General features: G+C 69.1%; 11 protein-coding genes. All 11 read left to right on the top strand.

The window, feature by feature from the left end:
* The coding region (locus AC5JJ2_RS26020; protein WP_495860972.1) for a DUF1501 domain-containing protein at positions 1-956 on the top strand (956 nt) is incomplete at its 5' end.
* Positions 957-1,182: 226 nt separating this feature from the next.
* Positions 1,183-3,720: a PPC domain-containing protein gene (locus tag AC5JJ2_RS26015; RefSeq protein ID WP_495860971.1), complete on the top strand. Its 2,538-nt coding sequence runs from the start codon at positions 1,183-1,185 to the stop codon at positions 3,718-3,720.
* Positions 3,717-3,941: an addiction module protein gene (locus tag AC5JJ2_RS26010; protein ID WP_495860970.1), complete on the top strand. Its 225-nt coding sequence runs from the start codon at positions 3,717-3,719 to the stop codon at positions 3,939-3,941. Before AC5JJ2_RS26015 ends, AC5JJ2_RS26010 begins: the two co-directional genes overlap by 4 nt.
* A complete protein-coding gene (locus AC5JJ2_RS26005) occupies positions 3,938-4,258 on the top strand; it encodes a type II toxin-antitoxin system RelE/ParE family toxin (RefSeq protein ID WP_495860969.1) in 321 nt (106 codons plus the stop codon). The genes AC5JJ2_RS26010 and AC5JJ2_RS26005 overlap by 4 nt, the downstream gene beginning before the upstream one ends.
* Complete coding sequence (locus AC5JJ2_RS26000; RefSeq protein WP_495860968.1) at positions 4,255-4,494, top strand: addiction module protein; 240 nt, start codon at positions 4,255-4,257, stop codon at positions 4,492-4,494. Before AC5JJ2_RS26005 ends, AC5JJ2_RS26000 begins: the two co-directional genes overlap by 4 nt.
* A 59-nt stretch (positions 4,495-4,553) precedes the next feature.
* Positions 4,554-7,025: a DUF1549 and DUF1553 domain-containing protein gene (locus AC5JJ2_RS25995; RefSeq protein ID WP_495860967.1), complete on the top strand. Its 2,472-nt coding sequence runs from the start codon at positions 4,554-4,556 to the stop codon at positions 7,023-7,025.
* A 62-nt stretch (positions 7,026-7,087) separates the two neighbouring features.
* Positions 7,088-8,899, top strand: coding sequence for a glycosyl hydrolase family 28-related protein (locus AC5JJ2_RS25990; protein ID WP_495860966.1), 1,812 nt, complete (start codon positions 7,088-7,090; stop codon positions 8,897-8,899).
* 38 nt (positions 8,900-8,937) lie between these two features.
* The gene (locus AC5JJ2_RS25985) at positions 8,938-9,195 is read left to right on the top strand and encodes a hypothetical protein (RefSeq protein ID WP_495860965.1); all 258 of its coding nucleotides are present in this window, start codon (positions 8,938-8,940) and stop codon (positions 9,193-9,195) included.
* On the top strand, positions 9,192-9,656 hold the full coding sequence (locus tag AC5JJ2_RS25980; protein WP_495860964.1) for a putative toxin-antitoxin system toxin component, PIN family: 465 nt from the start codon (positions 9,192-9,194) through the stop codon (positions 9,654-9,656). Before AC5JJ2_RS25985 ends, AC5JJ2_RS25980 begins: the two co-directional genes overlap by 4 nt.
* Positions 9,649-11,778, top strand: a complete 2,130-nt coding sequence (locus tag AC5JJ2_RS25975) for a c-type cytochrome domain-containing protein (RefSeq protein WP_495860963.1) — start codon at positions 9,649-9,651, stop codon at positions 11,776-11,778. Before AC5JJ2_RS25980 ends, AC5JJ2_RS25975 begins: the two co-directional genes overlap by 8 nt.
* A 227-nt stretch (positions 11,779-12,005) precedes the next feature.
* Positions 12,006-13,413 (top strand): PAS domain S-box protein (locus tag AC5JJ2_RS25970; RefSeq protein ID WP_495860962.1); only part of this gene is annotated, 1,408 nt, incomplete at its 3' end.

The raw sequence follows: 13,413 nt of genomic DNA, 5'->3' as shown, positions 1-13,413 counted from the left end.
CGGCCCACGAGCGGGGCACGCACAACATGTTCACCGGCTACCGGCCCAGCCCGGCGCTCGTCTTCCCGAGCATGGGCAGCGTCATCAGCCACGAACTCGGCGTGAAGAACAACCTGCCGCCCTACGTGGCCGTGCCGAACATCGTCACGAACTTCGCCCAGAGCGGCTACCTGTCGAGCGCCTTCGGCCCGTTCGCGCTGGGCAGCGACCCGGCGGACGGCGGGTTCAAGGTGCAGGACCTCGCCCTGCCCGGCGGGGTGACGGCCGAGCGGTTCGGCAGCCGCCGGACGATGCTGGACGCGGTGAACACGCACTTCGCCAAGAAGGAGAAGTCGGACAACCTGGACGCGATGGACACCTTCTACCAGCGGGCCTACGGCCTCATCAGCAGCGAGAAGGCCCGCACCGCGTTCGACATCAACGCCGAGGACGCGAAGCTCCGCGACGCCTACGGCCGCAACGCCGCCGGCCAGCGGCTCATCATGGCCCGGCGGCTGGTCGAGGCCGGGGTGCGGTTCGTGACGGTCCACTACGGCGGCTGGGACTTCCACAACCAGATCACGGCGAACACCCGCAGCCAGCTGCCGCCGTTCGACCAGGCGTTCGCGGCCCTCATCACGGACCTGAGCAGCCGCGGGATGCTGGACAAGACGCTGGTGATGGTGTCCAGCGAGTTCGGGCGGACGCCGAAGATCAACGGCAACGCTGGGCGGGACCACTGGCCGAAGGTGTTCAGCGTGGTGCTGGCCGGCGGCGGGATCAAGAAGGGGTTCGTCTACGGCAAGTCGGACGCCACGGCGACCGAGCCGGAGGAGGACGGCCTGGGCGTCGAGGACCTGGCGCACACCGTCTACCACTGCCTGGGCATCGACGCGGACAAGAAGCTGATGTCGCCGGGCGACCGGCCGATCGACATCGTCCGCGAGGGCAAGACGGTCAAGGACCTGCTGGCGTAATCCCGACCCGCCGCGGCGCGTCGCCTGGATCGCACCGCGGCGGAACTGTTTCCCGATCTTTCTCCCTCTCCCCCGCAAAGCCGGGGGAGAGGGCCGGGGTGAGGGGGTTGAGAGCTTCCCGCCACGAAAACGCTCCTCCACGTGAGGGAGGTGGACCCCCTCACCCTAACCCTCTCCCCCGCAAAGCCGGGGGAGAGGGGACCAGAGTTCCCCCCGAGTAGCTTCCATGCTGGCACGCACTTGCTTCCTACTCACCCTCTTCTGCTACTCCGCCGCCTCCGCGTTCGCCGTTGACCCGCACCTGAACTCCATCGTGTCGTTCGGCGGGCAGCGCGGCACCGACGCCGTCGTCGCGTTCGTCGGCGCGAACCTCAACGACGCCCCGGAGGTGATGACCTACTACCCCGGCATCACCGTCACCAAAACCGAGGTGCTGAACAAGGACCAGCTCCGCGTCACGCTCAAGATCGCGGCCGACTGCCGGCTCGGCGAGCACGGGTTCCGCGTCCGCACCGCGTCCGGCATTAGCGAATTCCGCACGTTCTGGGTCACGCCCCTCGCGTTCGCGAGTGAGGTCGAGCCGAACAGCGAGTTCGAGAAGCCGCAACCGGTCGCGCTGAACACCACGATCCAGGGCAGCATCGGCTCGGAGGACGTGGACTACTTCGTCGTCGAGGGCAAGAAGGGGCAACGGCTCTCCGTCGAGATCGAGGGGATGCGGCTGGGCCACGGGTTCTTCGACCCTTACGTCGCGATCCTGAACGACAAGCGGTTCGAGCTGGCCATCGGCGACGACTCGCCGACGAACGCCCAGGACGGCGGCTGTTCCATCGTTTGCCCGGCGGACGGCAAGTACATCGTCATGGTCCGCGACAGCGCCTACGTCGGCGCGGGCAACTACCTGCTGCACGTCGGCACGTTCCCACGGCCGACGGCCGTGGTCCCCGCCGGCGGCAAGCCCGGCGAGGAACTCGAGGTCCGTTTCCTCGGCGACCCGGCCGGCGAGATCAAGCAGAAGGTGAAGCTCCCGACCACGGCCGACGGGCTGTTCCGCGTCCACGCCACGACGCCGGACGGGATTCACGCGACCGGCCTGAAGTTCCGCGTCGAGAACATCCCGAACGCCAACGAGGCCGCGAACGCGAACACGCCGGCCACGGCCGTCGTCGGCACGGCCCCCGGCGCGTTCAACGGCGTCATCGCCTCGGCCGGCGAGACCGACTACCTGAAGTTCGCCGGGAAAAAGGGGCAGGTGTTCGACATCAGCTGCTTCGCCCGCCGGATCGGGTCGCCGCTCGACCCCGTCATGCACCTGAGCGCCGCCAACGGCCAGGCGCTCGCCGCGTACGTCACCGGCAACGACGACTCGCAGTTCGGCCCGGACAGCTACTTCCGCGTCACCCTCCCGCAGGACGGCGACTACTTCGTCTGGGTCCACGACCACCTGCGGAAGGGCGGCGTCGACTACTCCTACCGCGTCGAGATCACGATCCCGGAAGCGAAGACCAGCACCAACATCCCGAAGGTGGACGGCAACAACGTCTCGAACCAGGACCGGCAGACGATCAGCGTGCCGAAGGGGAACCGGTACGCGTTCCTGCCGCTGGCGAACCGCGCCGACTGGGGCGGGCCGGCCATGATCGGTTTCGACAAGCTGCCGCCGGGCGTGACGATGACGGCCGACCCGGTGGACCCCGGCCTGCCGTACACGCCGGTCGTGTTCGAGGCGAAGGCCGACGCCCCGGTCGGCGGGCTGCTCGCCGACCTGATCGCGAAGCCCGCGGACCCGAAGGTCGTGGCGAAGTCGAAGACGGAACTCGACGTGAACTACAGCATCGGGCAGAACAACGTCCCGTTCCACCGGCACGTCACCGACCGCGTCGCGGTCGCGGTGACGGAGGCGGTCCCGTTCAGCATCGAGGTCGTCGAGCCGAAGGCCCCGGTCGTGCAGAACGGGAGCATCTACATCAAGGTCGTCGCGAAGCGTGCCCCGAACTTCAAGGGGGCGATTCAGGTGTTCCCGCTGTTCACCCCGCCGGGCACGGGCATCGCCGGGCAGACGACGATCGCGGAGAACGCGACCGAGTGCCTGGTGTACTGCAACGCCGCCCCGAACGCCGCGGCCCGGAAGTGGAAGACGTGCTTCACCGCGTTCGCGACCAGCGCGACGACCCCGGCCGGCCACAAGCCGAACGACCCCGTCACGGCCGTCAGCACCGGCAACGTGTGGGTGTCGAGCCAGCTGTTCACGCTGGAGGTGGCCCCGCCGTTCGTGGCGTTCGCGCAGGACCGGGCGGCCGTCGAGCAGGGGGCGAAGACGCAGCTGCCGTGCAAGGTGACGGTGACGACGCCGTTCGACGGCGAGGCGGTCGCCCGGATCATCGGCCTCCCCGCGAAGGTGACGGCCCCGGAGGTGAAACTGAAGCCGGACGCGAAGGAGGTCGTGTTCGAGGTGACGACGGACAAGACCAGCCCGGCCGGCAAGCACGGTGTCTACATCCAGGTGGAGGTCATGAAGAACGGCGAGAAGCTGTATCATGCGGTCGGCGGGAACGAGTTGCGGATCGACGTGCCACTGCCGCCGAAGGTGGCGGCCGCCCCCGCGGCTCCGGCGCAGCCGGCCGCCCCGCCCCCGCCGCCCCCCGCCGCCCCGAAGCGGCTGACGCGACTGGAACAATTGCGGCTGGAGCAGGAGGAGCGGGAGAAGGCCGCGAAGGCCGGGCAGCCCGCACCGACGCCGAAGAGGGAGGAGCCGAAGAAATGAGCGAAGCCGCAAAGACCCTGATGCAAGCGGTACTGGAACTGCCCGAAAAGGAACGGCTTCGGATCGCAGACGCGGTCTACGAATCCCTGACCGAAGACGACCCGGCCCTCGACGCTGTTCTTGCCGAACGAACGGCGGACCACGAGAGCGGTAAGGCTCCGGGCGTTCCCGCGGACGAATTCATCCGGCGGCTCCGGGCTGAACGGGCGGCCCGGCGATGAAGCGCGTTGACCTTCACGACTCGGCGACAGAAGAAGTTGCCGAGTCGGAGAAATTCTACGACGAACGCAACCCCGAACTGGGCGAACAGTTCGTGGACGCTGTCGCGGAGGCCCTGGAGCGGATCGGGCGACGGCCGCGGTCGTTCCCGATTCACAAGACGATCAAGGGACGGGAGTATCGCAAGCTCGTTATGAAGCGGTTCCCGTTCGTGATCTTCTTTACCGAGTACGAGGAGTACATCTGGGTTCCAACCGTCAAGCACGGCAGCCGCGATTCCGACTACTGGCACGACCGCGAACCGGAGGAATCATCGTGAGCCCTCGCCTCGAAGAGTTCATGGCCCTCTGGAACCAACTCCCGCCCGAGGAACGGGCGGAGTTGTGCGAATGGATTGAAGAACAACAGGCGACAGAGCAGATCTCACCGGCGGAAGAATTGCCCGACGAGTGGGTCGAAGAAACCAATCGCCGGCTCACGGCCTACGAACGGGGAGAAACGATCCCCATCGACGGGGCAGAGTTCATGGCCAAGATGAAGGCGAAGTACGGGTAAATCGCTAGGGCCGGCCGTCGACATTACATGATCCGATTCACCGCATGAGGTCTTGCGACATGCGACTCCTGACGACCACCCTCGCCCTCTTCGCGGCCGCGGCCGTTGCCGTCGGCCAGTCGCCGCCCGCGGCCGCACCTGCCCCCGCGCCGGCCCCGGCCCCGGCCGCGCCGGCGGTGAAGGTCGCGGTCTACCCGCCGGACATCAACCTCGAAACGTCCCGCGACCGGCAAACGTTCGTCGTCCAGGCGACCGAGCCGTCCGGCCTCACCCGCGACGTCACCGCCCAGGCGCAGGTCACGTTCGCCAACCCGGCGCTCGTCAAGCGGGACAACTTCACCCTCGTCCCCGTCGCCGACGGCGCGACGGAGATGGTCGTCGCGGTCGCCGGGCAGACGGTGAAGGTTCCGGTCAAGGTCGTCAACGCGGCGGCCGACCGGCCGATCAGCTTCAAGCTCGACGTGATGCCGGTGTTCATGCGGACCGGGTGCAACGTCGGCGGCTGCCACGGCGCGGCCCGCGGCAAGGACGGGTTCCGCCTCAGCCTCTTCGGGTTCGACCCGGACGGCGACCACTACCGCCTCACTCGCGAACTGAACGGCCGCCGCATCAACCTCGCCACGCCCGCCGAGTCGATGGTGATCGAGAAGTCCGTGGGGAAAGTGCCCCACACCGGCGGCAAGAAGTTCTCCGAGGGCGACGAGTATCACACCGCGATCATGCGGTGGCTCGAAGCCGACGCCCCGCTCGACCCGCCGACGGTCGCGTCGCCGGTCAGCATGGAAGTGTTCCCGCCGTCCGCCGTCCTCGACGGCAAGGGCGAGAAGCAGCGGCTCGTCGTGCGGGCGAAGTACAGCGACGGCACGGACCGCGACGTGACGAGCCTGGCGCTGTTCCTGACGAACAACGAGACGGCCGCGAAGATCGACGGCGACGGGTCCGTCACCGCCGGCGAGCGGGGCGAGGCGTTCGTCATGGCCCGGTTCCACACGTACACGATCGGCGTCCCGTTCATCACCCTCCCGAAGGGGCTGCAGTTCACCTGGGGCAACCACGCCGAGCAGAACTACGTCGATCAGTTCGTGAACGCGAAGTTGAAGAAGCTACGCATCGAGCCGTCCGGCGTGTGCGACGACCAAACGTTCGTCCGCCGGGTCTACCTCGACGTGATCGGCATCCTGCCGACGCCGGAGGAGTACGCCCGGTTCATGGTCAGCACGCTGCCGAACAAGCGGGAGCTGCTCGTGGACGAGTTGCTCGACCGCAAGGAGTTCGCGGAGCTGTGGGTGCTGAAGTGGGCGGAGTTGCTGCAGATCCGCACGTCCAACGAGCAGGTCCTCAGCCGCAAGGCGATGCTGCTCTACTACACGTGGCTGCAGGACCGGATCGCCCGGAACACGCCGACGAACGTGTGGGTGAAGGAACTGCTCGGCGCGAACGGCGGGACGTTCAAGAACCCGCCGACGAACTACTACCAGGCCGAGCGGGACATCATCAAGGTGACGGAGAACGTCGCGCAGGTGTTCATGGGCATGCGGATCCAGTGTGCGCAGTGCCACAACCACCCGTTCGACCGGTGGACGATGAACGACTACTACGGGTTCGCGTCGTTCTTCAGCCAGATCGGGCGGAAGGGGACGGACGACAACCGCGAACTGGTCGTGTTCAACGCCGGCGGCGGGGAGATCAACCACCCGGTCCGCGGCGTGCCGATGAAGCCGAAGTTCCTCGGCGGGGCCGAGCCGGACGTGAACGGGAAGGACCGCCGCGTCGTGCTGGCCGAGTGGCTGGCGTCGCCGGAGAACCCGTACTTCGCGAAGAACCTCGCGAACGTCGTGTGGGCGCACTTCTTCGGCCAGGGGATCATCAACGAGGTGGACGACGTTCGCATCAGCAACCCGGCCAGCAACCAGGAACTGCTCGACGAGCTGGGCAAGAAGTTCACCGCGTACAACTACGACTTCAAGAAGTTGGTGAAGGACCTCTGCACGAGCGCCGCGTACCAGCGGTCCACGCAGCCGACGGCGACGAACGCCGGGGACTCGCGGAACTTCGCCCGCGGCGCGATCCGCCGGATTCGCGCCGAGACGCTGCTCGACTGCATCACGCAGGTGACCGGGACGAAGGACAAGTTCTCCGGGCTGCCGCAGGGGGCGCGGGCCGTGCAGATCGCGGACGGCAGCACGAGCACGTACTTCCTCAGCACGTTCGGCCGGGCGACGCGGGAGTCCGTTTGCTCGTGCGAGGTGCGGCTGGAGCCGACGCTGAGTCAAAGTTTGCACCTGCTCAACGGCGACACGGTCGGCCCGAAGGTGGCGGCGGGCGGCCTCATCGCGAAGATGCAGCAGGAGAAGAAGACGAACGCGCAGGTCATCGAGGCGATTTACCTGCGCTGCCTGAGCCGGTCGCCGACGGCGGACGAGCGGGCGAAGCTGGAGCAGCTGATCGCGGCCGGCAAGGACCCGCGGGTGGCGCTGGAGGACGTGTTCTGGGCGGTCATGAACTCGCGGGAGTTCATGTTCAACCACTAGAATCCGCGCGCCGAACGGCGGGGGCGGGGCATGTACTCGGTGAACCTCCCGAGGACCACCCGATGCCGACGCTCCTGCTGCTCGCCCTGTTCTCCCCGGCCGCGACGTACCCCGCCGACGGCGGGATCGTGGACGTGACGAAGCCGCCGTACAACGCCAAAGGCGACGGCGTCGCCGACGACACGGCCGCCATCCAGAAGGCACTCGACGACCACCCGAACGCCGGGGCCATCGTCTTCCTGCCGAACGGGACGTACCGCGTCACCGACACGCTCCGGTGGGGCAAGGGGCCGCACGGCGGGATGGAGTACAAGCGGACGAGCCTCGAAGGCCAGACCCGCGACAAGGCGATCCTCAAAGTCGCCGACGGGACGCCGGGGTTCGGCGACGCGGCGAAGCCGCGGGCCGTGCTGTGGACCGGCAGCAAGCCGGCGCAGCGGTTCAGCAACGCCGTCCGATCCTTGACAATCGACACGGGCACGAACGCCGGCGCGATCGGGGCGCAGTTCATGGCCAACAACCAGGGGACCGTCCGCGACGTGACGATCCGCGGCAACGGCCCGATCGGCCTCGACCTCGGGTACACGGACGAGAACGGGCCGTTGCTCGTCAAGAACGTGTCCGTCACCGGGTTCGCCGTCGGCATCAACTGCCGCACGGCCGTGGACAGCCTGACGATGGAGGACATCACGCTCGCGAAGCAGACCGAATGCGGCCTCCGGAACGCCGGGCAGGTGCTGAGCGTCCGCAACCTGACGAGCGACAACGCGGTCCCGGCCGTGGTGAACGCGAAGGGGCCGAGCTTCCTGACGCTGATCGACGCGAAGCTGACTGGCGGCGCGGCCGACAAGCCGGCGATCGTCAACGAGGCCCCGCTGTTCGCCCGCAACGTGACGGCCGCCGGGTACGCGAAGGCGCTGGAGAACACCGGCGGCGAGGGGAAGCCGCACGCCGGGCTGGTGATCGACGAGTTCACGCACCACCCGGCCGTGAGCTTGTTCCCGTCGGCCGGGAAGTCGCTCGGCCTGCCGGTCGAGGACCCGCCGGCGATCCCCGAGGACGACCCGGCGGCGTGGGCGAACGTGGTGACGTTCGGCGCGGGCGGGAACACGTACCACAAGCGGGACGTGAAGGACGACGCCCCGGCGTTCCAGAAGGCGATCGACAGCGGCGCGACGACGGTGTACGTCCCCCGCGGGTTCTACGTCCTGCACGACACGGTGCGGGTCCGCGGCAAGGTCCGGCGGGTCGTGTTCCTCGGGGCGCAGTTGGTCGGCGGCGACCGGATCGGCGACAAGCCCGCGTTCAAGATCGAGGACGGGGATGCCCCCGCGGTCGCGATCGAGCGGATGAACGAGACTTACGGGTCGCACGCGAAGACTTGGATCGCACACGCGACGGCCCGGACGCTCGTGCTGAGGAACACGATCTGCGGCCGGTTCGAGGGGACCGGCGGGAAGGTGTTCATCGAGGACGTGTGCGGCGGCCCGTTCGCGTTCCGCAAGCAGGCCGTCTGGGCGCGGCAACTGAACCAAGAGACGCAGGGCACGCACGTCACGAACGACGGCGGCACGCTCTGGGTGCTCGGGTACAAGACGGAGCGCGGCGGCACGCTGCTGGAGACGGTCAACGGCGGCAAGACGGAGGTGCTCGGGTGCTTTGCCTACGCCACGACCGGCGTGTCGAAGGAGCCGATGTTCGTGGTGAAGGACTCGGCGTTCGCCGCGACGATGGGCGAGGCGGCGTTCGGCGGCAACTTCCCGGTGCTGGTCCGCGAGACCCGCAACGGCGAGACGAAGGAGCTGGGCCGCAAGGACGCGAAGAGCCGGTACGGGATCGGGGCGCTCTTGCCGCTGTACGTGTCGGGGAAGTGACCGGCTAGAATGGCCGTGCCGACTTGGGAGGAAGGACCATGCCGATCACGATCGAGCTGCCCGAAGGGGCCGAACAACAACTGGCGATCCGTGCGGCCAAGGCCGGGCAGTCGAAGGAAGCCCTCGCCAGCCAAGCCGTGCTGAACTTGCTCGCGGAAGAACGGACCATCGCCGAAATCCTGGCCCCGTTCCGGCAGGACGTGGCCGAGAGCGGCATGACCGAGGAAGAACTCGATCGGTTCTTCCAAGAGGTCCGCCAGGAGGTTTGGGACGAGGAACAGGGCCAGCGGCCGTGACCCGCCGCGTCGTGTACGACTGCATGGTGTACCTTCAGGCCGCCACGAACGCGACGGGGCCGGCCGGCAAGTGCGTGGAGTTGGCGGAACTCGGCCACGTCGCGTTGTACTTCAGCAACCGCGTGCTGGCCGAGGTCCGGGACGTGCTCGCCCGGCCCAAGACGCTGAAGCGGTTCCCGCGGTTGACGGCCGAGGCGGTCGACGCCTTCCTGAAGCGGGCGACGCGATTCGGAACGGCGGTCCACGACGCCCCGCCCCGCGTGGCCTTGCCGCGGGACCCCAAGGACGAGAAGTACATCAACCTCGCCCTCGCCGCGAGCGCCGAACTGTTGGTCAGCCGCGACAACGACCTGTTGGACCTGATGGCCGACGAAGCGTTCCGCGCCGCCCACCCCGCCCTGAAGGTCGTGGACCCCGTAACCTTGCTCAACATCCTTGTCCATGACGCGACCAATGCGTGAACCGACCCCGCCGAGGCTCGTGACGATGCTCCGCTCGTTCTTCACCCTGCTCGCCCTCGCCGCGGCCGCGACGCCGGCGGTCGCCGACGCCGCCAAGCCGACGTTCGACGACGACGTGCTGCCGATCCTCAAGCAGCACTGCGTCAACTGCCACGGCAATGACAAGCAGAAGGGCGGCCTCAACGCCGCCACGCTCGCCGCCGTCCTGCAGGGCGGCGGGTCCGGGGCCGTCGTCGTCCCCGGCGACGCGAACAAGTCCCGCCTCTACACCCTCACCGCCCACACCGCCGAGCCGAAGATGCCGCCGAGCGGGACGAAGATTCCCGACGCGCAAATCGCGACGATTCGCACCTGGATCGAGCAGGGCGCGCGGGAGAACAGCGGCAGCAAGGTGATGGAGGTGAAGAAGACGGACATCGGGCTGAAGGCCGTCACGAAGGGCCGGCCGGAGGGGCCTGCCCCGATGCCGATCGCCGGGAAGTACAAGGTCGAGCCGCTGACGAAGGCCCGCCGGCCGGGGGCCGTCCTCGCGATGGCCGCGAGTCCGTGGGCACCGCTCGTCGCCGTCGGCGGGCAGAAGCAGGTCATCCTCCAGCACGCGGACACCGGCGACGTGCTCGGGTTCCTGCCGTACCCGCACGGCCAGATCAACAGCCTGCACTTCAGCCGCAACGGGAAGCTGCTCCTCGCCGCCGGCGGCCGCGGCGGGCAGGCGGGGAAGGCCGTGCTATTCAACGTCGAGACCGGCGAGAAGGTCGTCGAAGTCGGCATCGAGTCGGACGCCCTGCTCGCGGCCGACATCAGCCCGGACCAGACGCTCATCGCCGTCGGCAGCCCGTCGAAGCTCGTCCGCATCTACAGCACGGCCGACGGGTCCGTCGTGCGGGAGATCAAGAAGCACACCGACTGGGTGTGCGCCGTCGAGTTCTCGCCGGACGGCGTGCTGCTCGCCACCGGCGACCGCAGCGCCGGGCTGTTCGTCTGGGAGGCGTTCACCGGCCGCGAGTACTTCTCCCTCCGCGGGCACACGGCCATGATTACCGACGTGTCCTGGCGGGACGATTCCAACTGCCTGGCCTCTTCGAGCGAGGACGGCACGATCAAGCTCTGGGAGATGGAGAACGGCGGCAACTTCCGCAACTGGGCCGCGCACGGCGGCGGGGCGGCGAGCGTGAAGTTCAGCCACGACGGCCGGCTCGCGTCCACCGGCCGGGACAAGGTCACGAAGCTGTGGGACCAGAACGGCGCACTGCAGAAGCAGTTCGAGGCGTTCGCCGACCTCGGCCTGAAGGTGGCGGTCAACCACGACAACGCGAAGGTGTTCGCCGGCGACTGGGCCGGCACGGTGAAGGGCTGGGCCGCGGCCGACGGCAAGCTGCTGATCGCCGCGGACACGAATCCGAAGACGCTCGCCGAGCAGATCGAGATCGCGAAGGCCGGCGTCGCGGCGGCGGAGGGGAAGGTGAAGCCGGCGACGGACGCGCTGGCCGCGGCGAAGGCGAACGTGGACAAGGCGAACGCCGAACTCGCCCCGTTCCAGAAGGCCGTGACGGACGCGACGAACGCGGCCAACGCCGCGAAGAGCGCCGCCGACCAGGGGAAGGCCGCCACCGACGTGGCGGCGGCGGCGGTGGCGGCGGCGCAAGGTGTGGTCGCCGCCAAGCAAGTGACGGCGACGGCCCTCCAGGAAGCGGCCGGCAAGGTGGTGGCCGCGGCGAACGCGGCCCCGGCGAACGCCGAGCTGAAGAACCAGGTGAAGAAGACGGCCGACTTGGCGAAGGGCGCAGCGGACGAGGTCGCGGCCGCGAACAAGGGCGTGGCCGACGCCCAGGCCGCGGCGAAGGCGGCGGCGGACAAGCTGCCGGTCCTCCAGAAGGCCGCGGCCGACGAGGCGGCGAAGATCGCCCCGACGCAGAAGGTGGTCGCGGACCAGACGGCGGCGCGGAAGCCGGTCTTCGACGCCTTCAACGCGGCCCAGGCGAACTTGAACGCAGCGAACGCCGAGGTCGCGGCGGCGAAGGCGAAGCTCGACAAGCTGACCCCGAAGCCACCGGTCCCCGCCCCGGCCCCGGCCCCGGCTCCTGCCCCCGCGGTTCCGGCCCCCGCCCCGCCGAAGAAGTGAAACGCTTCTACCGAATCCCGTCCCCGCCCGCGGTGTTGACCGCGGGCTTTTTTCTGCCCTTCCCGGCCCGGTTCAAAGACCGAACGCCGCCGCAACCTCTGGCCAATTTCGGAACGGCCGTTTGACCCAGACGGCAGCGCCGCGTTATGATCGAGTAGCCCGCCCCCGCCTTCGACATTGTCCGCGGCTACGGACCGCTCCCCCTCCGGCCCGTAGTGGAGTCCGCAATGACCCGCCGCCACCCCGACGCGGCTCCGCCCGCCGTCGAGAACCCGGAATCCTTGTTCCGGAGCGCGTTCGAGGACACGCACGTCGCGATGGTCGTGACCGACCTGGACCACCGGTTCGTCCGCGCGAACGCCGCCTTCGCCCGCCTGTTCGGGTACACGCCGGCCGAAGTCCTGCGGCTCTCGATGCCGGCCGTCACCCACCCGGACGACCTGGACGCCAGCCTGACCAACCGCGAGCCGCTGCTCGCGGCGGCGGCCGACTACTTCCAGATGGAGAAGCGGTACCGGCACAAGGACGGCCGCGTCTTCTGGGGGCTGACGAACGTGTCCCTCGTCCGGGACGCCGCCGGCCGGCCGAGCCGGTACGTCGGCCAGGTGCAGGACATCACCGAGCGGAAGGCGGCGGAGGCGGCGGTCCGGGCGTCGGAGGCCCGCTACCGGGCGGTGGTCGAGGGGTCGCTGCAGGGCGTCGTCGTCCACCAGGACGGCCGCATCCGCCACGTCAACGCGGCGGGCTGCCAGATGTACGGGTACGCCGACCCGGCGGAGCTGGTCGGGCGGCCGTGGGAGGTCCTCGTCGCGCCGGAGGACCGGGCGGCCCTCCAGGCCCGCGCCGCCGCGACCCTCGCCGGGGAACGGATGCCGCCGCACGCCGGGTGGCAGGGGGTGCGGAAGGACGGGCGGCGCATCTGGCTGGAGTCGATCGTCTGCCCGATCCGGGTGGACGACCGGCCGGCCGTGGCCGCGTTCCTGATCGACATCACCGAGCGGAAGAAGCTGGAGGAGCAGTTCCGGCAGGCGCAGAAGATGGAGGCCGTCGGCCGGCTCGCCGGCGGCGTCGCCCACGACTTCAACAACCTCCTCACCGTCATCAACGGGTACGCCGAGCTGCTGCTCGCCACCGGCGACCCGGCCGCCGCCGACCGGCCGCTGCTGCGGGAGGTCCTCCGGGCCGGCGAGCGGGCCGCCGCCCTCACCCGGCAACTCCTCGCGTTCAGCCACAAGCAACTGCTCGTCCCCGTCGTCCTGGACCTGAACGCCCTGCTCGGCGACATGGTGCGGATGCTCACCCGACTCATCGGGGCGGACGTCGACCTGCGGCTCGTCTGCGCCCCGGACCTCGGCCGGGTGAAGGTCGATCCGGGGCAGCTAGAGCAGGTGGTGATGAACCTCGTGGTGAACGCCCGCGACGCGATGCCGCGGGGCGGGAAGGTGACGGTCGAGACGGCGAACGTGGACCTCGACGCCGGGTACGCGGCCGCCCACCTGGGGGCGGCCCCCGGCCCGTACGTGCTGCTCGCCGTCACGGACACCGGGTGCGGCATGGACGCGGCGACGGTCGCCCAGGTGTTCGAGCCGTTCTTCACCACCAAGGGGCCGGGGAAGGGGACCGGGCTGGGGCTGT

This window comes from Limnoglobus sp. (assembly GCF_059499385.1).
Note: the sequence above shows the minus strand (reverse complement) of the source record. Positions and strands in the feature narration are given on the sequence as shown.

Bases quoted from the DNA above. Each gene is read 5' to 3' on its own strand.
- AC5JJ2_RS26010 (WP_495860970.1), top strand. From the start codon at position 3,717: ATGAGCGAAGCCGCAAAGACCCTGATGCAAGCGGTACTGGAACTGCCC.
- AC5JJ2_RS25990 (WP_495860966.1), top strand. From the start codon at position 7,088: ATGCCGACGCTCCTGCTGCTCGCCCTGTTCTCCCCGGCCGCGACGTAC.
- AC5JJ2_RS25985 (WP_495860965.1), top strand. From the start codon at position 8,938: ATGCCGATCACGATCGAGCTGCCCGAAGGGGCCGAACAACAACTGGCG.
- AC5JJ2_RS26005 (WP_495860969.1), top strand. From the start codon at position 3,938: ATGAAGCGCGTTGACCTTCACGACTCGGCGACAGAAGAAGTTGCCGAG.
- AC5JJ2_RS26015 (WP_495860971.1), top strand. From the start codon at position 1,183: ATGCTGGCACGCACTTGCTTCCTACTCACCCTCTTCTGCTACTCCGCC.
- AC5JJ2_RS25975 (WP_495860963.1), top strand. From the start codon at position 9,649: ATGCGTGAACCGACCCCGCCGAGGCTCGTGACGATGCTCCGCTCGTTC.
- AC5JJ2_RS25995 (WP_495860967.1), top strand. From the start codon at position 4,554: ATGCGACTCCTGACGACCACCCTCGCCCTCTTCGCGGCCGCGGCCGTT.